Below are 21344 nucleotides of genomic sequence, written 5' to 3' on the forward strand. Positions count from 1 at the left end.
TTTCAGAACACTATCAGCATTTAAACAAAATCAAGCGTGGCCAGCCACACGATGAATAACAGCGGATCGACCGACAACTTGCGAGCAAACTCTGACAGGGGACTGACCGCTGTGCGTGAAATGACGCTGGCTTTCTCGCGGGATGCCATTAAAACGTTTCTGCACACCGTCCACGATCGTCTCATCGACTATGCCCAGAAACCCTCTGAAGAAACACGGGGTTTTGAGTTCCTCCATGCAAGGTCGCAAATCAGCAACCGGCACAATGAAATACTGCGTATTTTCGTGCGCGAGATGGATCGTTATTTTGATCAGTTCGCCTCCGGCGAGTTGCATGATCCCGCAGTTGAGGGCAGTGGTGATGAAACGCTGGCACTGATGAATCAGGATGTGCTTGAGGAGGATCTGGCGCTGTCGGCAATTCGCACCAGGGCCAGTGTGGATTATACGGAACCGTTGTGGGTGCTGACGCGCCGCATGACCAGATTGGTCGGGGGAAAAAGCACGGAGCACCGGGTGCCTGTCTCACCGGGATGTTTTTGTCAGGCGTTGCAGCGATCCCTTGCGGATATCGATATCGAATTGCCCGTAAAGCTGGTGATCTACAAATTGTTTGACCGGCAGTTTGTCAGGCAGCTGGCGGAGCTCTACGGGCAGTGCTCTGTACGACTTGAAGAACTCGGCGTGCTTCCGGATCTTCGCTATCAGATCCACAAGGCAGAATCGGCTGACTCTGCCCGGTTCACCGGCGCGCAGCCGCAGCGGCGACGTGTCCCTCAGTCGCCATCGCTGCAGATTCCGACACTGGAGGATGTCGTATCGCCTGCCCCGCTGGCATTGCCTTCGGAGCAGCTCTCCCCCGCCGAATACCAGAACCAGCTGCTCGACAGTATCCAGCTATTGCAGGATCGCCTGGTGGCTCGAACACCGGATCAGCGACGCGAGCTCACGGGACAGCCACTGCAATATTCGGCGCGTCAGCTGGTCGAGGCGGCGGTTCAGTTACAGCAATTCAATCAATTGATGGCTGCGGATGTTCTGGAGGCTGCCCGGGAGATCAAACCCTTTGACATAGCGCGTGCCAGAGAGCAACTGGTCAACCAGCTACAGCAGATCACGGACTCGAAAGAGACCCCGGCGCTTGGCACAGACGATGCCCGTATTATCGACCTGGTGGGTATGCTGTTCGAGTACATTCTCAATGATGAGCAGATTCCCGACTGCGTCAAGGCCCTGCTCAGTTACCTGCATACACCTTTTTTAAAGCTGGCGTTTGCCGAGTCTGACTTTTTCCGCCGACAAGATCATCCGGCCCGATTGTTGCTGAATACGTTGGCTGATGCTGGCGCCAAATGGGTCAGTAACGATGGCTCTTGTGAATTCGACATGCTCGAACAAATCAGAAAAACGGTTCGTACCGTGCTCGATCATCAGGACGTCGATACCCGGTTAATGGCGTCGCTGTTGATGAGCATCAATAGCTTCGTACAGAAAGTAGAGCTGCGGGTGAAGCTGCTGGAGAAGCGGGCCATGGAGCAAGCCCGTGGTGAAGACCAGTTGTATGAAGTCAAACAGCGGGTCAACCGGGAGATCCACCGGCGTGTTGCTGAAAAAGATATTCCCTCCGCTCCCTTATTGTTCCTGTTGCAGCCCTGGACCGACTACATGGTGCTGGTACTGCTCCGTTTTGGCGATGCCGGTGAAGCCTGGAGACAGAGCCTTGAACTGATTGACGATATGCTCTGGGGGCTCGAGTTGACGGGCGCCGAGAGTGAATGGCGGCGCTGGCGTCAGCATTACCCCTGGATGGAGTCACAAATCCAGAAGGGTTTCGACATGATCGGCTACGACGCCAATAAAGCGTTCAAGCTGAAGCGCTCCATTGATCGTATTTATCAATTGCGAGAGAAAAATCTGCAGCCAGAGGCCGCACCCGCAGAGCTGCGCAACAAGCTAGTGCAACTGGCTGAGCGGCGTGCAAATGAGCGCACCCGGTCCACCGATCAGGAGAAGGTCGTGCTGGAAAAATTGCGACTGCTGGAGTTTGGCAGTTGGTTTCAATTCCGCGACGGGCGCCGTGAAAAAGTGGCCTGGTTTAATCCGGACTCCATGCAGTTTCTATTTGTTGATCAAACAGGCAAGCGCACCGGCATGAAAAGTGGTCAGCAATTGGCGCAGGCAATACTCGCCGGTGATCTGCAAATCGTGACGGGCAAAACCAAGCCGTTGGTGGAGCGCACCATGGAGACCATTTTTAAGGATTTGAACCTGCAGGTTCAGTCGGTTTCCCAAAAGGACCGTCATGTGGGTTGAGCATGAGCGCAGGTGCTCAACACGCCACCAGCTGAATGTTGAGGTTGACGTGGTCGATCAGTTCAGCAGAGATTTACTCGGCATGTTGGTGGATGTTCATCTGGAGGGATTTCTGATGATGGGCGAGCTGTCTTTCCGTCCGAACAGGCTCTATCAGGTGGCTCTGGTCGCCCATGTTCCCGATCGTCAGCTCGAGGTGATCCCGATGGGTATTGATTGCCTGTGGACCCGGGCCATGGGTCAACAGGACAGGGTCTGGGCGGGCTGCCAGATTGTGGATCTTGCCCCGCAGGCCTGTGAACAGCTTGCCCGATTGATTGAAGACTTTTCTTCCGATCACTCGGTTCCAGCAGGCCGGGTGCTGTAGTGACGACGGCCGGCTGGCCGGGTCAACAGGATCAGCTTGAAACTGCGGTTTTCATCGAGTTTTTTTACGTCGAAGTCTGCCTCCGCAAAACGTTCCAGTGGCACGAAACGATTCACCACAAACAGTGCTCGTCCGCCGTTGCGAAGCAGCCTATGGCAGCTGGCGACAAACCGTCTGGTCAGCCCGTGTTCGGTGTTGAAGCCCTGGTGAAAGGGCGGGTTGCAAATGACGGCATCGAAGTGCTGCGCAAGGTTGTCCCCGCAGTTTGAGGCGACGACCGTGCCTGTAATCTGCTGTTCAATAAAGTTCCTCTGACACGAGGCAACGGCGGCGGCGTTGTTGTCGGTGGCAGTGATTTCGGCATCGGTCAATTGTGCAGCCATGACAGAGAGATAGCCGTAGCCACAGCCGAGATCAAGCATGCTGGTTGGTGGTCGGTCGAGGCTCTGGAAAAAATCCTTCAGGTGCGTCGCCAGAAAAGCACTGCCCTGGTCAATTTTATTCCAGCCGAACTGCCCGGGTTTGCTGAACAGCAGTCCTCCCTCCCAGGTCACACAGGGTCTGATCAGCGCATACTGTTGATCCTCCAGTGCTGGTTCAGTGGAAGTCAGATGACGGACTCGGGCTCGATAGAGGCTGCCCTGCTTTTCCGGACGCTGCTGATCACCAAAATAGTGTCCGGCTTTCTCTGCATAGGTCTTGATGCCATCATTTTTCGCGCCGGTCATGGTCAATGTGCCCCCGACTGGGAGCAGGCGACGTGCCTGGTTGATGATGTGGTGAACAACCGGTTTTTCCTTGGACACCCGATAGAGAATCTGGCTGAAACTGCCATCCGCGAAATGGTCGAAGTCAAAATCGCTGTATTCACTGTCAATGCCCTGTGCACGACTGATTTCGTAGAGGTCGTGACGATTGGTGACCAGCAGGATGTCCCGGTTTTGCAGTTCGTACAGTGGCGTATCGTGCAGGTTCTCGTCGGTCACCAAGAGTTGCCGACCCGACTCCTGTCGGAGCGGATCGAGCAATAATTGAAAGGCGGGATCAGTCAAGGGTGTTTACGCTCGCAATTTCGGTTTTCGTCAGTGCCCGGTATTCGCCGGGCTCAAGGGTGCTATCCAGCTCAATCCCCCCTACGCGGAGTCGGTGCAGGCGGAGAACGCTGTTGCCGAGGGAGGCGAACATACGTTTGACCTGATGATACTTGCCTTCACTGATCGTGAGCAGTGCCTCTGTATTGTCGATTAATTCCAGCGTGGCTGGTAGACAGCGGCGCTTTTCCCCCGCCAGCCATAGCCCACTGGCAAATTTTCCAATGATGCCTCCATCTAGGGGTTCAGCGACCATGACCCGGTACGTTTTCAGACATTGGCTGCGGGGCGAAGTGACCCGGTGGTTCCATTGACCGTCATCCGTGATCAGTAGCAGACCGGTGGCATCGATATCGAGGCGACCGGCAATTTGCAATTGCTCCGGCCGTGGTTCATCCAGCAAATCCAGTGCGGTCGGGTGCTTGCCGTCTCTGGTGACGGATACCACCCCGGCCGGCTTGTGGAGCATGAAATAGCGCATCACCGGTTTGCTGATAGGGTGCTCATCCACGCAGACCCAGGCGTCATCTCCGATAACCAAGCCCGGGTCGTGGGCAATTATTCCCTCGACTTTTACCCTGTTTGCCCTGATCAGGTGCTTGACCTGGGAGCGGCTGAAGTCGGTGGCATTGCTGATGAATTTGTCTAATCGCAAGCGTGTGGCAGCCATTGGTGAATACTCTGCAAGTGGGCTGAATGGGCGATGCCGGGGCGTGCCTGCCGGGGGTCAGCCCCGGAGGCTGATGATTTCCCAGCCGCGCTGTTCCGCCACCTCGCGCAACGCATCACAGGGATCGACAGCGACGGGTCTATCGACAATCTGCAACAATGGCAGATCGTTGATGGAGTCGCTGTAGAAGCTGCTACCGACCAGGTTGTGTCCGGTCTCAGCCAGCCAGGCCTCAAGGCGTACAACCTTGCCCTCCCTGTAGCTGGGAATACCGGATACCCGTCCGGTATAGCGGCCATCCCGTTGCTCCAGCTCAGTAGCGATCAGCTCGGTAACGCCCAGTTTCCGGCAGATGGGTTCCACGATGAAACGGTTTGTCGATGTGATGATCATGAGGAGATCGCCCTGCTCCCGGTGTTTCTGCAATAATTGTTCGGCACTCGGCAGCCACATCGGTGCAATGACCTCTTCCATGAATTGGTGGTGCAGTCGGGTCAGGTCGGCAGGTGTCAGTGTTGCCAGGGGTTGCAGGGCAAAGGCAAGGTAGTTGTTCATATCCAGAACACCGTTCAGATAGTCCTGATAGAACTGGTCATTCATGCGCCTGTAATGCGCCTTATCGACGATCTGGTGATTGACGAGGAATTCTCCCCAGCCGTGATCACTGTCGCCTGCGATAAGTGTGTTGTCGAGGTCAAAGAGTGCAAGCGCCATGGGTTTCCCGAGAATGGTTAGTCAAAAAGGCGGCTTAGCTTACCCATAGATAAGGCTGTCCTCAACTAACTATTTGATGTAACTTCGTGGATAGGCGTTATTATTAAAATAACAGGGTAAGGGTTGGTTCGGTGGTCGATCGAGAAGGTTTTCGCCCGAATGTGGGCATCATGATTTCAGATGGTGCGGGCAGGTTGTTGTGGGCCAGGCGTATTGGTCAGGATGCCTGGCAATTTCCCCAGGGTGGCATTAATCCAGGAGAAAAGCCAGAGCATGCCATGTATCGAGAGTTGTATGAAGAAATAGGCCTGGAGCCCGATGATGTCGAGCTGCTCGCCTGTACCCGTGGCTGGTTGCGTTATCGGCTACCCAGGGCGATGCAGCGCAGACACAGTAAGCCACTGTGTATCGGCCAAAAGCAGAAATGGTTCATGTTGAAGCTGCTGGCCGAGGAGGATCGCATTAGACTGGATCTCAGCGGCAAGCCGGAATTTGATCATTGGCAGTGGGTGAGTTATTGGTATCCGGTCAATCAGGTTATCGAGTTCAAGCAAGAGGTGTATCGCCGGGCACTGAAGGAGTTGGCACCCATGCAATGCGAACTGGAGCGTCAAAGCTAAATGCTGGAATCACTCAGGAACATTGTTCAGCAGGTTAACGCTGCCAAGGACTTTGGCGAGGTGTTACGGCTGATTGTTCAGCTGGTGAAAGAGGTTATGGATACCGGCATGTGTTCGGTCTACCTCTACAGTCCAAGTACCAATAGCTATGTGCTGATGGCTACCGATGGCCTCAATCCAAATTCGGTGGGCAAGGTTCATCTGTCCAGTAGAGAGGGGCTGGTGGGTCTGGTGGCATCGCGGGCCGAACCGATCAATCTCGAAGATGCTGAAGCTCACCCCAATTTTGCCTTTTTCCCCGAAACGGGGGAGGAGCGTTTCCGCTCTTTCCTCGGTGCTCCCATTATTCACCACCGGAAAGTACTCGGTGTGTTGGTGGTGCAGCAGCAGGATCGCCGTCGCTTCGACGAGAGTGAAGAATCCTTTCTGGTAACCGTGTCGGCGCAACTGGCCGGTGTGATTGCGCATGCAGACGCTACCGGTGAGCTGGATCAATTGCTCAATCCCCAGCAGGCAGTTATTCACGAACGGATTTATCCCGGTGTGGCCAGTGCGCCCGGGGTGGCCATCGGTACCGTGGTGGTGATCTCTTCACCTGCCGACCTGAAAGCCGTGCCGATGAGAAAGGTGTCCGATACCGATGCCGAGTTGGCGTTGTTCCGTCATGCCATGGAGCAGACGAAAACCGATATCCGCGCTCTTGATCAGACGATGGTGAATAAGCTGAGTGAAGAGGAACGCGCCCTTTTCGATGTTTATGTCCGGATGCTGGATGATCATTCCATGGGCGGTGAAGTGCTCAGTCTGATCAGGGAGGGTTTCTGTGCCCAGAGTGCCTGGTCACAGGTTGTACTGGGGCATATCCGTCTGTTCAAAAGCATGCAGGATGCCTATCTTCGCGAGCGCGCCTCTGATGTGGAGGATTTGGGGCGCCGGGTGCTCGCCTATCTTCAGCAATCGGAAGTCAAGCGTACTGTCTTTCCCGAGAGAATGGTCATGATTGGTGAGGAGCTGTCAGCGGCCTCCTTTGCCGACGTGCCACTGGAAAATGTGGCGGCCATTGTATCCGTGAAAGGATCCCGCAACTCGCATATGGCTATTCTCGGCCGCGCTATCGGTATTCCCACTGTCATGGGGGTGATGGATTTGCCATGGGGGCGACTGGATGGTGAAGAGGTCATTGTGGACGGCCACACCGGTCAGGTGATTGTCTCGCCCCGTGACGAACTGCTTCAGGCCTACACTCAGCAGATCTATGAAGAGAAGCTGCTTGCAGCCGACCTGGAAAAGCTGACGGATAAACCCTGTGTGACGGCAGACGGGCACCATGTCTCTTTATGGGTCAATACCGGCTTGCGGCTCGATTCCATGCTGTCACTGGATCGCGGCGCTGAAGGAGTTGGCCTGTACCGCACTGAAATTCCATTCCTGATGCTGGATCGCTTCCCCTCGGAGGAGGAACAGCGCAAGGCGTACCGTGAGCATCTGGAAATGTTCGCTCCTCGCACTGTCACCATGCGGACACTGGATATTGGGGGCGACAAGGATCTGCCCTACTTCCCCATTGAGGAAGAGAATCCGTTTCTGGGATGGCGCGGTATCCGTATTTGTCTTGATCATCCCGAGATTTTTCTGGTGCAGTTGCGCGCGATGATGCGGGCCAGCGAGGGGCTGAATAATCTCAGCATTCTGTTGCCGATGATTTCCAACGTTCCGGAGTTGGAAAGTGCGCTGCAGCTGATTTACCAGGTATACGATGAGCTGACAGAGGAAGAGGGTTACCAGATCGAAATGCCCAATGTCGGAGCCATGATCGAAGTGCCCGCTGCGGTCTACCAAATCAGAGAGCTGGCGCGGCGCGTGGATTTTCTGTCGGTGGGTACCAATGATCTTACACAGTACCTGCTGGCGGTGGATCGCAATAATCCACGGGTGGCGGACTTGTATCACGCCTGCCATCCCAGTGTATTGCGAGCCTTGCTCGCTATCTCTGAGGGCGCCAGGGGCGAGTGCACCCCGGTCAGTGTCTGTGGCGAGATGGCTGGCGATCCGATCGGTGCAGTATTGCTGATGGCGTTGGGTTTTCGGGTGTTATCGATGAGTGCCACGAATTTGCTTAAAGTGAAAGCGATACTCCGCCAGGTGAGTCTGGTGGAGGCGACGAAATTGCTGGAGGAGGTCATGCTGATGCCGGATGCCGATTCAGTCTGGCGTCACATGGAAAAAGCCCTGAAAAAGCCCGATCTTGCCGCCCTGTTTCGCGGCACGGCAATGCATTGAATCCCCGCCCCCTACTTTAACGCTTGCGGTCGAGGCTAAAGGTAAAGGACAGGCGCTGTCCCGGTCGGCCGCCCGGTTGATAATTCTGTTCGGTCATTTGCATAGTCCCTGCACGACTCATCAAAAGCACGCTGGTGCAGCGAGTGCCGTACCCATGACCACAGATAAAGGGTGGGGACAACATTCTTTCCAGTGCGATACCCACGCCTGTATCCGGCAGGACTTCATCGGCAAAAGGTGCCTGCCGTTGCAGGCAGGCTGCCAGGGAGGAAAAATCGGGCGTCTGCTGCCTTTGCAGCAATGCTGTCAACGCAGCTTTCGCATGTTCCGCTTTGGGCCAGGGGCTATCCAGCAGATGGTTGGACAATGAGTAGATGCCTGGCGGCAGAACCTTTGCAGCGCTGTGACGGTTTGAGCAATAGGCCAGTGTTTCGCTATCCCCGACCAGCAGGTTGAAGCCATTGTAGTCCGCCCCATGGCGGATAACCTGCCCGGCGTAGTCGACAGCCGGCATGCTGCCCAGTAAAAATTCCCGGGTGAGGTCGCCGCGGGATCGCGGGGCCGGGTTTTCCCGACCCTCCCGGTAATTGGTGACCCCGGCCCAGCGGCCGCTGCGGTTGACCCCGAGCCATGTACCACCGCCCTTCAGGTCCCGACCCGCCAGAATATCCGGCGCGTCTGTCCAGAAATGCAGCGGTGTCGAAGGCCGCTGGTGGTATTCATCGCGGTTGGCGACAACGATCAGCGGGTACTCGGAGTGGGTTTGCCAGGCCAGTATCATCAAACACATACCGTCATTGTACCCCACCCGGTGACAAGCTATGATCGCCGCAGAATATCCCGCTGTAGATGAACTGATTGCATGCTGAGCTATCCCCAGATTGATCCTGTCGCCTTTGCCCTCGGCCCACTGACGGTCCATTGGTACGGTCTGATGTATCTGGTTGGGTTTATCGCGGCCTGGTTGCTGGCGTTACGTCGCAGCGAACGGCCCTGGTCCCCGGTGCGCCGCACGCAAGTGGAGGATCTGGTGGTGTATGGTGCCTTTGGTGTGATCCTCGGTGGCCGTTTCGGGTATGTCATGTTTTACAATCTCGATAAATGGTTGTCGGACCCTCTTTGGTTATTCCGGATTTGGGAAGGCGGGATGTCCTTCCATGGCGGTCTTTTGGGCGTGCTGATGGCCCTCTGGCTGTTCAGTCGTCGCATCAATCAATCTTTTCTGGCACTGGGGGATTTTGTCACCATCATGGTGCCTATTGGTCTGGGATTGGGCAGGATAGGTAATTTTATCGGGCAGGAGCTATGGGGGCGGTATACCAGTTCGTGGCTGGGTATGGTGTTTCCCAATGATCCGTTGCAGTTGCCAAGACACCCTTCGCAGCTTTATCAGGCATTTCTGGAGGGACTGGTGCTGTTCCTGGTGCTGCTGTTTTTTACCCGGAAGCCCCGACCCGTCGGCATGGTAAGTGGGCTGTTCCTGGTGCTCTATGGCAGCTTTAGATTTGCCGTTGAGTTTTTTCGGGAGCCCGATGGCCATATCGGGTTTGATCTTTTTGACTGGGTGACGCGGGGGCAGCTACTCAGTCTGCCGATGATTGCCGTGGGCGTTGGCCTGATACTCTGGAGTTGGCTGCGGCAGGGTAATATCGATACCGTCCGTTAGTGGCGGAAGAGGGGCAAATATGAAGCAATACCTCGATCTGATGCGCCACATTCGGGATAGTGGTATCCGCAAGGAAGATCGCACTGGTACGGGCACCCTCAGCGTGTTTGGTTATCAGATGCGCTTCGACCTGACCGAGGGCTTTCCGCTGGTCACGACCAAGAAGGTTCACCTGAAATCGATCATTCATGAGCTGCTGTGGTTTATCCGCGGTGATACCAATATCCGATATCTGGTGCAGAACGGCGTCAACATCTGGAACCATTGGCCGTTCCAGAGCTGGCTCAACCAGACCGGGCAGGCCGACGACTATCCCATGTACAGCGCCGAGTGGCGCGAGCAGATGAAGCTGTTCGTGGCGAAGATTCGCGAAGATGAAGTCTTTGCCGCTCAATACGGCGATCTGGGGCCGGTCTATGGCCACCAGTGGCGCAACTTCGAGGGTGTGGATCAACTGGCTCAGGTGATTGGGGATATTCGCAGCAATCCGGATTCCCGCCGTCTGATCGTCTCAGCCTGGAACCCCAAGGACATTCCGGTGATGGTCAAGTCCGGCCTGCCACCCTGCCACAGCCTGTTTCAGTTTTACGTCACTGATGGGCGGCTGTCCTGTCAGTTGTACCAGCGCAGTGCCGACGTGTTCCTCGGAGTGCCGTTCAATATTGCCTCCTATGCGCTGCTGACTCTGATGGTGGCCCAGGTCACCGGTCTGAAACCGGGGGATTTCGTGCATACCTTTGGCGATGCGCATCTCTACGCCAACCACGTGCAGCAGGTGGAAGAGCAGCTGGGGCGGTCGCCTTTGCCGCTCCCTCGCATGGTCATCAACCCAGCTGTGACCGATCTGTTCGACTTCCGCTTCGAAGATTTCGAACTGCTTGATTATCAGTCCCACGCCCCGATTTCAGCGCCGGTAGCGGTGTAACCCGATGGTTTGTCTGACACTTTCCCTGATTGTTGCGATGGATCGAAATCGTGTTATTGGTAGAAATAATACGTTGCCCTGGCGATTGCCGGACGATTTAAGGTATTTCAAGTCGGTTACCATGGGCAAACCAATTCTGATGGGCCGCAAAACGTTCGAGTCCATTGGTCGACCCTTGCCGGGTAGATTGAACATCGTGATCAGCCGGGACCCATGCTGGCGACACAGCGGGGTCTCCACGACTTCTTCTCTAGCCGATGCGATGGCACTGGCTGCTGCTGACCCCGGTGCTGTGGCCGCAGGAGAGGTGATGGTGATCGGTGGCGAGCAGATCTATCGCAGCGCCATTGAGCTGGCTGATCGGCTCTATATTACCCGGGTTGATACAGCGGTAGAGGGCGATGCCTTCTTCCCTGATTTCGATGAGACCTGTTGGCGGGAAGTGGCGCGAAAACAGCCGGAAAATCAGGCTGATATACCCTACTACTTTCAGGTGCTCGAACGCCGCAGATGCTGATACCGGTTACAGTCGGACTATTTGCTTGTTCAGTAAATTGTAATGATAATGGTTAGCTTCTTCTGTTTTGGTTGTGTTGGAGTTTCTGTGATTTTCAATCGATTGCTCTCACGTTTCATGCCTGTTAGTGGCGTCATCGACCGGGTTGAGGAAAACCGGATTTGTGGCCCGCTCAGGGGTGTATTGCTGCTGGTTAGTGCTTCTTTGATGATGGTGTCCGCAGCTCAGGCGGCGGATGTCGATGATGTTGTGGCAGCGGAAAAAGCCAAGATTGGCGCCGCGAAATCGTCCCAGCAACGGGTGGACACAATCGCCGACGAAGCAGATGAATTGTTTCAGAATTTCAAGCAGGTCAACAAACAGATTGAGGGACTGAAGGTCTATAACGCCCAACTGGATGCGCAGTTGGCGGATCAGCGCCAGACCATCACCGATCTGGAGTCCTCTATCGAGAATGCCACATTGATGGAACGGCAGATCACGCCACTCACCCTCAAAATGATCAACGCTCTGGAGCAGTTTGTCTCTCTGGATATGCCGTTTCTGCTGGATGAGCGTCGCGACCGCATTGCCCGTTTGCACGCCAACCTGTCGCGTGCTGATTTGAGCAGTGCAGAAAAATTTCGTCAGGTGTTGGAAGCCTACAAAATCGAGAGTGAATACGGTGCCCGCATCGACAGCTACACGGACACCGTCATGATGGATGGCAAGCCTCGCGAGGTGATCCTGTTGCGTGTGGGCCGCATTGCGCTGATTTACCAAACGCCCGATCAGCAGATCACTGCGGCCTGGGATCAACGGAGTGGCAGCTGGCAGGTTCTCGACAGCGGTGATTATCGCAGTGCGGTCGCAGAGGGTATTCGCATTGCCCGAAAACGGGCGGCTGTGGATATGCTTCAGTTGCCGATTCCGGCACCGGAGGTGGTGCAATGAACCGCTCTTTCCTTCAATCACTGCTACTGGGGTTCGCCTTGCTATTGCCGGCATCCGGTGCCGTTCAGGCAGAGGATGCCGCTTCCCTGGATGAGCTGCTGACGCTGATCAAAAATGCCCGGCTGAGTGAGTCCAGAGAACAATCGGAACGGGAGGCAGCATTCCGGCGAGCCAGGTCCGAGCGGGCCGAATTGTTAAAGCAGGCAAAGGCTGAGCTCGCTGCAGAGGAGCGCCGCTCCGAAACACTGGAAAAGACCTTTGCTGAAAACGAAATTAAAGTGGCTGCCCTGCGCGAGCAGTTGCAGACCCGGCTCGGCTCCCTCAGGGAAATGTTTGGTCATTTGACGGCAGCTGCCGGGGATACTCGCACAACTCTGAACAACTCTCTGGTGAGTGCCCAGTATCCGGATCGTACGGATTTTCTTGATGATATGATCGAACGGATGAGTGGTAACACCCGTTTGCCTTCTCTGGACGATATTGAGCAGCTCTGGTACGAAATCAATCGTGAGATGATCGAGGGTGGGCGTGTGGTGAGCTTCCCTGCCACTGTGGTCACCGCAGAGGGTGAGCGAGTCCAGCAGCAGGTTGTGAGAGTCGGCCTGTTCAACTTGCTCTCGAATGGTGCCTATCTGCACTATCCGCCAGGAACCGGGATGATCACAGAGCTGCCGCGACAGCCGGGGCGCGATTACAGAAAAGCCGCGCAGACGTTACAGGCGGCCAAAGAAGGTTTTACACGTACCGGCATTGATCCCACCGGACCGAGTGGCGGCACTCTGCTGTCTGCCCTTATGGATAGTCCGGGTTGGCTGGAGCGCTGGCATCAGGGCGGCTGGATCGGTTATCTCATTACAGCACTCGGCGTGATAGCACTACTGCTGGCAGGTTGGCGTTTTGCCGTACTTTCCATCATATCCCGCCGGGTCACAGCGCAGCTGAACAATCCAAGCGCCGATCTCAACAATCCACTGGGCCGGGTGCTCAAGGTGGGCGAGGATCATCGTGGCGCTGATGCAGAATCGCTGGAGTTAAAACTGCACGAGCAAGTGCTCAAGGAGCGGCCCACTATTGAGTCAGGTCTGGGGCTGTTAAAAATCATTGCCATGGTGGCCCCGTTGATGGGATTGCTGGGTACTGTCACCGGCATGATTGTCACGTTCCAGGCGATTACCCTGTTTGGCACGGGCGACCCGAAAACCATGGCCGGCGGGATTTCAGCGGCACTGGTGACGACGGTGCTTGGCCTGTGTGTGGCGATTCCCACGGTGTTGCTGCATGCCCTGATTAACAGCCCGGCTCAGCGAGTGCTGCATATTCTGGAAGAGCAGAGTGCCGGCATTGTGGCAGAGCAAACCGAGGCTTGAGCCGTGTTGTTGTTGGAAGATATTGGCAAGTTTCTCGATGCCGGCGGACCTGTTCTGCTGGTTATAGCGCTGTTGCTGCTGGTGATGTGGACCCTGATCTTCGAGCGGGTATGGTATTTTCGCACGGTGCTCAGGAATGACATCCGTGTGGTGCTCGATTATTGGGAAACCCGCGCAGAGCGACGTTCGGTGAGGGCACACCAGATCCGTGAGGCATTGATCTCCCGGGTGGCGCTGAAGCTCAATCGTAACCTGTCACTGATTCGGGCGCTGATGACTGTCGCTCCCCTGCTGGGTCTGCTGGGGACAGTGACCGGTATGATCGGTGTCTTCCAGGTATTATCCCTCAGTGGCGGTGGTGATGCCCGCGCCATGGCCGCTGGCGTCTCCCAGGCCACTATCCCCACTATGGCCGGGATGGTGGCAGCGTTGTCCGGGGTTTTTGCCAATACCTATTTGCGTCGCGTAGCCGAGCGGGAGCGGTTGCTGCTGGCCGACCATCTGACCATGGACCACTGAGGTAATGGACGACGATGCGTGACAGAATTTACCGACAGCCGGATCCTCCCCAATCGATTGACTTGACACCCATGCTTGACGTGGTTTTTATCATGCTGATTTTTTTTATTGTCACAGCCACGTTTATTCGCGAACCCGGTATTGATGTGGACCGTGCGGTCGCGGTTACCGGTGCCGGGCAAACACCTGCCATTCTGGTGGCGGTTGGTCAGGATGACAGCATCTGGATCGACCAGCAAAAGGTGGATCCAGGCAACTTGCGACTGCATATTCTGCGTCTGCGCACTGAAAATCCCCACGGAGGCCTGGTGATCCAGGCAGATGGCCGGGCGGCCATGGCAACCCTGTCCCAGGTGGCTGATGCAGCGCGCTCGGCCGGGATAAATAATGTCTCCGTTTCCACCCGGAGTCCCTGAAACCCATGGTGTTGATGCGGTATGCACTGGCGGCGGTTCTCGGTTTGATCATGACGTTGGCACTGTTGCTGGGCATGCATGGGCTCATCACAGCTTCGGGTGGGGCGGAGCCGGACAGGTCATTGCGGAAGATAGCGGATATCTGGCAACCGCAACGAACCATTGAGGAACATCGCAAGGTAACCCGGCCGGAAAAACCCCGGGAGGCTGAGCGTCCGCCACCTCCTGTGCCCGATCTCCAGGTCAATATTGAGACGCCAAAAGGTCCTGTCGATATGATGACGCCTTCAATGGAGGGCCTGCAGGTGGGGCTAGGTGGCTCATTTACCCGCGATTCGGATTATATTCCCGTCTATGTGCCCCAGCCCGATTATCCTCCCATGGCCCTGCGGCAGGGTGTGGAGGGTTATGCGGTGGTGGAAGTGGTCATCACAGTTACCGGCAGTGTGCGGGATGTCAAACTGCTCGAAGAATCGCCGGCCAATAAGGGTTTTGGCAAATATGCCCTGAGAGCGGCAGAAAAACTCAAATACAAGCCTCGGGTTATCGATGGCAAGGCAGAAGAGGTCCCGGGTGTGTTATATAAATTTTCTTTCCAGATTGCCAGGTAGGTAATGAAGCTATTGCAACAGCGGATGGGGTTGGGTCGTTGGTGGCTGTTGGCGGTGCTGGTGTTGGGGCCGGTTCAGCCCTGGGCTGTATCCGAGGAGGCCGCCGAACAGCGACAGTATCAGGACACCAAGACCCGTCAGAGACAGGCGGTTGGACAGGCCTGCGCCAATCAACTGGAGCCCCTTCAGGCGGCGTTGCAAGGCGACAGTGCCCCGTCCCGGGCCCAACTCAGTGAATTGATTGAACAGTTGGGCAGTCTGGTGGACCGGCCCTGCAGTTCCAGTTATGAAAAATCACAAATCTACAACTTGCTGGGCTATAGCCACTATTCTCTGGAGCAGTATCCCCGCGCTATCGACAACTACCTGAAAATGCTCGCCGAGCCAGAGGTGGACGATCGGCAGAAAGTGGCTACCCGCTATACCGTAGCCCAGCTGTATTTCATACAGGAGGATTATGGCCGGGCTGCCCGGCAGCTGGAAACCTGGCTGAAGGAAACGCCGGAGCCGGGCAGTGATGGACGCATGTTGCTGGCTCAAGCGTATTATTATCTCAAGCGTCAGGACGAATCCCTGCGTCTGGTTAACCAGATCGTGGCGGAAGCGTTGTCCAGTGGAAAAATACCCAAAGAGAGCTGGTGGTCCCTGCAGCGTGTACTTTTCTACGAGCGGGGCGAGTATCAGAAAGTGATAGCGGTGCTCAAGCAGCTGGTGACACACTATCCCGGCACGCGCTACTGGCAGCAACTGGGTGGGATTTTTGGTCAGCTTGAGCGGAGCGGCGACCAGCTTGCCGTGATGGACCTGCTTCATTTGCAGCGACAATTAAAGGATCAGCGGCAGCTGCTGTCCCTGGCGTATCTCTATCTGGGTGCCGAGGTACCTTTTCGGGCCGCCAGGATCCTTGATGAAGGCTTGAGCAGTGGTGTCATTGAGCCGACGGCAAAGAACCTGGAGACACTGGGTGGTGCCTGGCAGCTGGCACGCGAGACCGACAAGGCGTTGCCGGCGTTGCAGCGAGCGGCCAATCTGTCGGATAGCGGGGCAATTGCTTCCCGGTTGGCGTCAGCCTATCTGGATGCCAACGATAATTCAGCCGCTGTTCGGGAGGCGCGCAATGCCCTGCGCAAAGGTGACTTGTCCCGCCCTGCCCTGACGCGCCTCACCCTCGGCGCGGCACTGGTCAACCTGAACTGTCATCGGGAGGCAGAGCCGGTATTTGAGGCTGCAGCAGCGGACCAAAATGTCCGTAAAACTGCCCGGCAGTGGTTGCAATATGTTCGCAGCGAGGCTGCCCGCAGAGAAAAACTCATGGAGATGGACGCGGATATCGCGGGTTGCCAATTAATTTAGAGTCTGCGCACACTAATTCATCAGATAAAAAAACCGGCCAACAAGGCCGGTTTTTTTATAATGGAAGCCCGTGGCTATTTGATGGTGATCAGGTTCAGGTCACGCACGGCGCCGCGATCGGCGCTGGTCGCCAGTGCGGCATAAGCCTGCAGTGCAGCAGATACCCGGCGAGGCCGTTTTTCCACTGGATGCCAGCCCAGGTCATCCTGTTCGACGCGGCGCTCTGCCAGTTGCTGGTCGCTGAGTGCCACGTTGATGGTGCGCCCGGGGATATCAATTTCAATGATATCGCCATCCCTGACCAGGCCGATGGCCCCGCCAGCGGCGGCTTCAGGAGAGACGTGGCCGATGGACAGGCCGGAGGTGCCGCCGGAAAAACGTCCGTCGGTGATCAGCGCACAGTCCTTGCCCAGCCCCTTCGACTTGAGATAGCTGGTGGGGTAGAGCATCTCCTGCATACCCGGGCCGCCACGGGGTCCTTCATAGCGAATAATAACAACGTCGCCGGCTTTGACCCGGTCGTTGAGAATATCCTCGACGGCCTGATCCTGGCTTTCACAAATATGGGCCGGACCGGAGAAAACCAGAATTGAGTCATCCACACCGGAGGTTTTCACCACACAGCCGTTGAGGGCGATATTGCCATACAGTACGGCCAGCCCGCCCTCCAGACTGAAGGCGTGCTCAAGACTGCGGATACAACCGTTTTGGCGGTCGGCATCGAGAGAACCCCAACGGGTATCCTGGCTGAAGGCCTGTTGGGTGGGGATGCCGGCGGGGCCGGCCTTGAAGAATTTTGTCAGTGCCTCGTCATTGTTGCGCATGATATCCCAGCTGGATAAGGCCGCCGCCATGGTCGGTGTGTGAACTGTAGAGACATCCGTGTGCAGCAGTCCCGCGCGATCCAGTTCGCCGAGAATGCCGAACACGCCACCGGCGCGATGTACGTCCTCGACGTGATATTGCGGGGTACTGGGCGCCACCTTGCAGAGTTGTGGCACTTTCCGCGACAGTCGGTCGATGTCGGCCATGGTGAAGTCCACGTTGGCTTCCTGGGCGGCGGCCAGAAGATGAAGAATGGTATTGGTGGAGCCGCCCATGGCGATGTCCATGGTCATGGCATTTTCAAACGCCTCAAAGCTGGCAATGGAGCGGGGCAGCACGGCTAGGTGATCCTCTTCGTAGTACTCCCGGGCCATTGAGACGATGCGTCGACCCGCTTCTTCAAAGAGTCTGCGGCGGTCCGCATGGGTCGCCAGGGTGGTGCCATTGCCCGGTAGGGACAACCCCAGTGCTTCGGTGAGACAGTTCATCGAATTCGCCGTAAACATCCCCGAACAGGAACCGCAGGTAGGGCAGGCGGAGCGTTCATATTCATTGGCTTTTTCGTCGGATGCATCTGGATCAGCGGCTATCACCATGGCATCCACCAGATCCAGCTTATGCTCGGAAAGCTTGGTTTTGCCAGCTTCCATGGGTCCGCCTGAGACAAAAATGGTCGGTATATTGAGCCGCATCGCTGCCATCAGCATACCGGGGGTGATCTTGTCACAGTTGGATATACACACCAGAGCATCGGCACAGTGGGCATTCACCATGTATTCCACCGAGTCGGCGATAATATCCCGCGAAGGCAGTGAGTAGAGCATGCCGTCGTGGCCCATGGCGATACCGTCATCCACGGCAATCGTATTGAATTCCTTGCCCACCCCGCCGGCTTTTTCGATTTCGCCGATGACCAGTTGGCCCATGTCTTTCAGGTGGACATGCCCCGGCACGAATTGGGTAAAGGAATTGGCAACGGCGATGATCGGTTTGTCAAAGTCGCCATCTTTCATGCCGGTGGCCCGCCACAGGGCGCGGGCACCAGACATGTTGCGGCCTTGGGTGGTGGTGTGTGAGCGATATACCGGCATGATTGGCCTCTTCTCTTTCGCAATAAAACAGGGCATCAAGGATAGCAGAGACCGGTCCGGGTAATCAGCAGTTATAAGAGATTCTTGCAGAAAATCCGGGAGTTGCGCTGGAAGTTGTACAAGGATTTGCGCTCGGCCGGCAATTCATCCAGCGAACTGTCTACAAAGCCCTTTTCCTTGAACCAGTCGCTGGCCCGGGTAGTCAGTACGAATAGCTGCTTGATACCCTGCAGGGCCGCCTGGGTTTCCAGCTGTGCCAGCAGGCGACTGGCAAACCCGCGATTGAGAAATTCGGGATGGGTTACCACACAGGCCAGCTCCGCTGATAAGCCATCCCTGAACGGGTAGATTGCCGCACAACCCACCAGCATTCCCTCGGCATGGAGCATGACAGTAAAACGGGATATCTCTGTTTCGAGTAATTCCCTGGAGCGTTTGACCAGAATGCCTTTTTGCTCAAGCGGTTCGATGAGTTCCAGCAGCCCGCCCACATCATCAATTGTCGCCTGACGAATCACCTCCCGGCCGTTTTTCAGCACCAGCGTACCGCTACCTTCGAGAGTAAACAGCTCGGTGAGCAAGGCGCCGTTGTCCTCATAGCTGATGATGTGCCCTCTTAGCACCCCGTTTTCACAGGCCTGGTAACAGGCCATCAAGGCATGCTGCAGCGACACGTTATCCTTCAGCACGTTGAGGCATTGGGGCACCTCGTTCAGTGACAGCATTTTCAACAGGTCGCCCTGTGGGGTTTTTACGCCGCCACTCGTGCTGAAAATGATCAGTTTTTCCGCTCCCATGCTGACGGCGGTCTGGGTGGCGATATCCTCATAATTGAGATTGTAGGCTTCACCGGTAGGTGAATAACCGATCGGTGACAGCAGTACGATTGCCCCGTCTTCCAGTTGCCTCTGAATGGCCTTGTGGTCGATTCGCCTGACCTCACCGGTGTGGTGAAAATCGATGCCCTCGCGAACCCCCAGTGGTTTCGCCGTGATCAGATTGCCACCCAGTACCCGGATTCGGGCACCGTGCATGGGCGAGTTGGTGGCACCGGTAGAGAGTTTGGCTTCGATGGAAATGCGGGCGCTGCCTACGGCATCCTTGACGCAGACCATGGTGGCTGAATCGGTAATCCGTGTGTACTGGTCAAACTGTGGGCTAATGGCGCTGCCCTTCAGCCGTTCCTCAATCTGCGGCCTGGCACCGTGCACCAGTACCAGCTTTATACCAAGACTGTGCAGCAGTGCGATGTCGTGGACGATGTTAGTGAAATTGGCATGGGCTATGGCCTCGCCGCCCAGGGCAAGTACAAAGGTTTTCCCCCGGTGCGTGTTGATGTACGGGGAGGTATCGCGTAGAAATTTTACGTAGTCGGACACAGCGTTGGCCTGAAGGTTACCCGGTGCCATTATAAGCAACAGCGACCGATCAGTTGTACCAGAAAATCAACCGTGGGTTGTATGCGGTCAATGGCCAGGTATTCATCGGGTTGATGTGCCTGCTCGACGCTGCCGGGTCCAAGTACCACCACATCCATCCCCAGATCTTTCAGATAGGGCGCTTCGGTAGCAAATGACACTGACTCGCTGGTGTAATTGGTCAGGGATTCACACATTTTTACCAGCGTGGAATCAGCGCCTGAATCAAAAGCGGGGACACAGTAGTGCTCCAGTGAAATAGTGACCCCGTCACGCTCCTGAAATGGCAGGATGCGGTCATTTATCTGTTGCTGTAATGCCGCCGTATCCATACCCGGCAAGACTCGAATTTCAAAGCCCAGTTCGCAGTGACCACAGATACGATTGGGGTTGTTGCCACCGTGAATACAGCCCAGGTTCATAGTCGGATGGCCGACATTGAACATCGGGTTATGATGCTTGTCGCGCAGTTCGTTCCGCAGTGAGAGTAGCTCACCCATCGCGCTGTGCATGGTTTCCATGGCATTGCGCCCCAGGGTGGGATCACTGGAGTGGCCGGACCGACCCTCTATGATCAGTTTTTCCACCATGATGCCTTTGTGCATATTGATGGGTTTCATCCCGGTGGGCTCGCCAATCAGGGCATAGCGGGCTCTGGGTTTGCCCGCCGCGGCCAGGGCCAGTGCACCGGACATGGAGGACTCTTCATCTGCCGTTGCCAGCACAATCAGTGGCTGCTGGAGTGTTTGACGGGAAAACTGTCTGGCGGCTTCAATGATCAGCGGAAAAAATCCCTTCATATCACAGGTCCCTAGGCCATAGATGCGCTGGTCTTTCTCAAGCAACTTGAAGGGGTTGTGTGTCCAGCGGGCTTCATCGCAGGGCACCGTGTCGGTGTGACCCGCTAACACTAATCCGCCGGGACCACTGCCCAGCGTGGCGATCAAATTGGCTTTGCGGGGATCCTTCAGGGGCATGATGTCCACGGTAAAATCGAGATCTTCCAGCCAGCCTGCCAGCAACTCAATCACCGCCCGGTTCCCCTGGTCGAGGGCGGGGTTGACGCTGCTGATTGAAGGGGTGGCAATCAGCTGTTGCAGCATGGGCATAATTGGCATGGCTGCAGTGTACGGGCGGCGGGTGAAAAAGCAATTGCCGCCGTGCGGGGAGGAGCTAAAGGCTTGTGGTGCACGGCAGGTAGAATGATCGGCTTACTTGCAGGACAGGGTTTTCATCAGTACACGGAGGTTGGATAGGGCTTCAACGTCGGAACGCCCGCTCTCTATATCCTTGCTATAAGCACTGGCCCCCTTTTGTGCGGCCTCCCTGCTGGCAAAAGGGCCGAGCATGCCATGGGTCTCGCGCACAGCAATATACCAGGAACCATTCATGCACTCGATGCGTTCCGAACGGAAGTGGGTGGCGCTTTCCTCGCCGTGTCTGATGGTCATGACAGACTCCTTCACCTGCTGAAAACAAGGACAATTCCCTATTAGAAGTATGAGTCAATTTTCCCCGGAAAGCCCGGACGAGAAAACAAATATGTATTGTTTGACCGGATTTGGCGATGGGTATTGATACTATGCGCGCGGTGATCATTGTCGCTACAACCCTCAGCCGTCATACTCTGATCTGTGAATCGGATAAA

General features: G+C 56.0%; 21 protein-coding genes. 13 read left to right on the forward strand and 8 right to left on the reverse strand.

The window, feature by feature from the left end; all coding sequences use genetic code 11:
- Nucleotides 1-51: 51 nt before the first annotated feature.
- Both U740_RS03660 and U740_RS03665 read left to right on the forward strand, forming a co-directional pair.
- On the forward strand, nt 52-2313 hold the full coding sequence (locus tag U740_RS03660) for a DUF1631 family protein (RefSeq protein ID WP_081890830.1): 2262 nt from the start codon (nt 52-54) through the stop codon (nt 2311-2313).
- Nucleotides 2303-2680, forward strand: coding sequence for a PilZ domain-containing protein (locus U740_RS03665; protein WP_036859045.1), 378 nt, complete (start codon nt 2303-2305; stop codon nt 2678-2680). The genes U740_RS03660 and U740_RS03665 overlap by 11 nt, the downstream gene beginning before the upstream one ends.
- Here the strand turns inward: U740_RS03665 and U740_RS03670 are convergent.
- Genes U740_RS03670 through U740_RS03680 form a run of 3 tightly spaced genes read right to left on the reverse strand, consistent with a single transcriptional unit; the run spans nt 2650 to nt 5155 of the window.
- Nucleotides 2650-3732, reverse strand: coding sequence for a methyltransferase (locus U740_RS03670; RefSeq protein WP_051921182.1), 1083 nt, complete (start codon nt 3730-3732; stop codon nt 2650-2652). The two genes, U740_RS03665 and U740_RS03670, sit on opposite strands and share 31 nt — an antisense overlap.
- Complete coding sequence (locus tag U740_RS03675) at nt 3725-4441, reverse strand: pseudouridine synthase (RefSeq protein WP_081890831.1); 717 nt, start codon at nt 4439-4441, stop codon at nt 3725-3727. Before U740_RS03675 ends, U740_RS03670 begins: the two co-directional genes overlap by 8 nt.
- Nucleotides 4442-4498: 57 nt before the next feature.
- On the reverse strand, nt 4499-5155 hold the full coding sequence (locus U740_RS03680; protein WP_036859047.1) for a histidinol-phosphatase: 657 nt from the start codon (nt 5153-5155) through the stop codon (nt 4499-4501).
- A 131-nt stretch (nt 5156-5286) separates the two neighbouring features.
- On the opposite strand from U740_RS03680, the gene U740_RS03685 reads away from it, so the two are divergent.
- Entirely contained in the window at nt 5287-5775 is a 489-nt protein-coding gene (locus U740_RS03685; RefSeq protein ID WP_036859049.1) for an RNA pyrophosphohydrolase, read from the forward strand.
- Nucleotides 5776-8055 (forward strand): phosphoenolpyruvate--protein phosphotransferase, encoded by a 2280-nt coding sequence (gene ptsP / locus U740_RS03690; protein ID WP_036859051.1) that lies wholly within the window; start codon nt 5776-5778, stop codon nt 8053-8055. It abuts the gene before it with no gap.
- 16 nt (nt 8056-8071) lie between these two features.
- Here ptsP and U740_RS03695 read toward each other — a convergent pair whose 3' ends face one another.
- Nucleotides 8072-8845, reverse strand: coding sequence for an NRDE family protein (locus tag U740_RS03695; protein ID WP_036859053.1), 774 nt, complete (start codon nt 8843-8845; stop codon nt 8072-8074).
- Between the two features lie 72 nt (nt 8846-8917).
- Here U740_RS03695 and lgt point away from each other — a divergent pair, with 72 nt between their 5' ends.
- The 9 genes from lgt to U740_RS03740 all read left to right on the forward strand — a co-directional run bounded on the left by lgt (nt 8918) and on the right by U740_RS03740 (nt 16362).
- Nucleotides 8918-9721 (forward strand): prolipoprotein diacylglyceryl transferase, encoded by an 804-nt coding sequence (gene lgt / locus U740_RS03700; RefSeq protein ID WP_036859054.1) that lies wholly within the window; start codon nt 8918-8920, stop codon nt 9719-9721.
- Nucleotides 9722-9740: 19 nt separating this feature from the next.
- Nucleotides 9741-10646 (forward strand): thymidylate synthase, encoded by a 906-nt coding sequence (thyA, locus tag U740_RS03705; RefSeq protein ID WP_036859055.1) that lies wholly within the window; start codon nt 9741-9743, stop codon nt 10644-10646.
- A 4-nt stretch (nt 10647-10650) separates the two neighbouring features.
- Nucleotides 10651-11163, forward strand: a complete 513-nt coding sequence (locus U740_RS03710; RefSeq protein WP_036859056.1) for a dihydrofolate reductase — start codon at nt 10651-10653, stop codon at nt 11161-11163.
- 87 nt (nt 11164-11250) lie between these two features.
- A complete protein-coding gene (locus tag U740_RS03715; protein WP_235189808.1) occupies nt 11251-12096 on the forward strand; it encodes a DUF3450 domain-containing protein in 846 nt (281 codons plus the stop codon).
- Complete coding sequence (locus tag U740_RS03720) at nt 12093-13463, forward strand: MotA/TolQ/ExbB proton channel family protein (protein WP_036859059.1); 1371 nt, start codon at nt 12093-12095, stop codon at nt 13461-13463. The genes U740_RS03715 and U740_RS03720 overlap by 4 nt, the downstream gene beginning before the upstream one ends.
- A 3-nt stretch (nt 13464-13466) precedes the next feature.
- Nucleotides 13467-13982 (forward strand): MotA/TolQ/ExbB proton channel family protein, encoded by a 516-nt coding sequence (locus U740_RS03725; protein WP_036859062.1) that lies wholly within the window; start codon nt 13467-13469, stop codon nt 13980-13982.
- A 14-nt stretch (nt 13983-13996) separates the two neighbouring features.
- Complete coding sequence (locus U740_RS03730) at nt 13997-14398, forward strand: ExbD/TolR family protein (protein ID WP_036859064.1); 402 nt, start codon at nt 13997-13999, stop codon at nt 14396-14398.
- Nucleotides 14399-14403: 5 nt separating this feature from the next.
- The gene (locus tag U740_RS03735; RefSeq protein ID WP_036859066.1) at nt 14404-15009 is read left to right on the forward strand and encodes an energy transducer TonB; all 606 of its coding nucleotides are present in this window, start codon (nt 14404-14406) and stop codon (nt 15007-15009) included.
- Nucleotides 15010-15012: 3 nt separating this feature from the next.
- Complete coding sequence (locus tag U740_RS03740) at nt 15013-16362, forward strand: tetratricopeptide repeat protein (protein WP_051921183.1); 1350 nt, start codon at nt 15013-15015, stop codon at nt 16360-16362.
- Between the two features lie 74 nt (nt 16363-16436).
- Here U740_RS03740 and ilvD read toward each other — a convergent pair whose 3' ends face one another.
- From ilvD to U740_RS03760, 4 genes are all read right to left on the reverse strand, one after another.
- Nucleotides 16437-18278, reverse strand: a complete 1842-nt coding sequence (gene ilvD, locus U740_RS03745; protein WP_036859068.1) for a dihydroxy-acid dehydratase — start codon at nt 18276-18278, stop codon at nt 16437-16439.
- Between the two features lie 71 nt (nt 18279-18349).
- On the reverse strand, nt 18350-19687 hold the full coding sequence (gene argA, locus U740_RS03750) for an amino-acid N-acetyltransferase (RefSeq protein ID WP_235189809.1): 1338 nt from the start codon (nt 19685-19687) through the stop codon (nt 18350-18352).
- Nucleotides 19687-20814 (reverse strand): acetylornithine deacetylase, encoded by a 1128-nt coding sequence (gene argE / locus U740_RS03755; RefSeq protein ID WP_036859070.1) that lies wholly within the window; start codon nt 20812-20814, stop codon nt 19687-19689. Before argE ends, argA begins: the two co-directional genes overlap by 1 nt.
- Before the next feature lie 93 nt (nt 20815-20907).
- Nucleotides 20908-21147 (reverse strand): DUF6316 family protein, encoded by a 240-nt coding sequence (locus tag U740_RS03760; RefSeq protein WP_036859071.1) that lies wholly within the window; start codon nt 21145-21147, stop codon nt 20908-20910.
- Nucleotides 21148-21344 lie beyond the last annotated feature (197 nt).

Source organism: Porticoccus hydrocarbonoclasticus MCTG13d (genome assembly GCF_000744735.1).
GTDB lineage: Bacteria > Pseudomonadota > Gammaproteobacteria > Pseudomonadales > Porticoccaceae > Porticoccus > Porticoccus hydrocarbonoclasticus.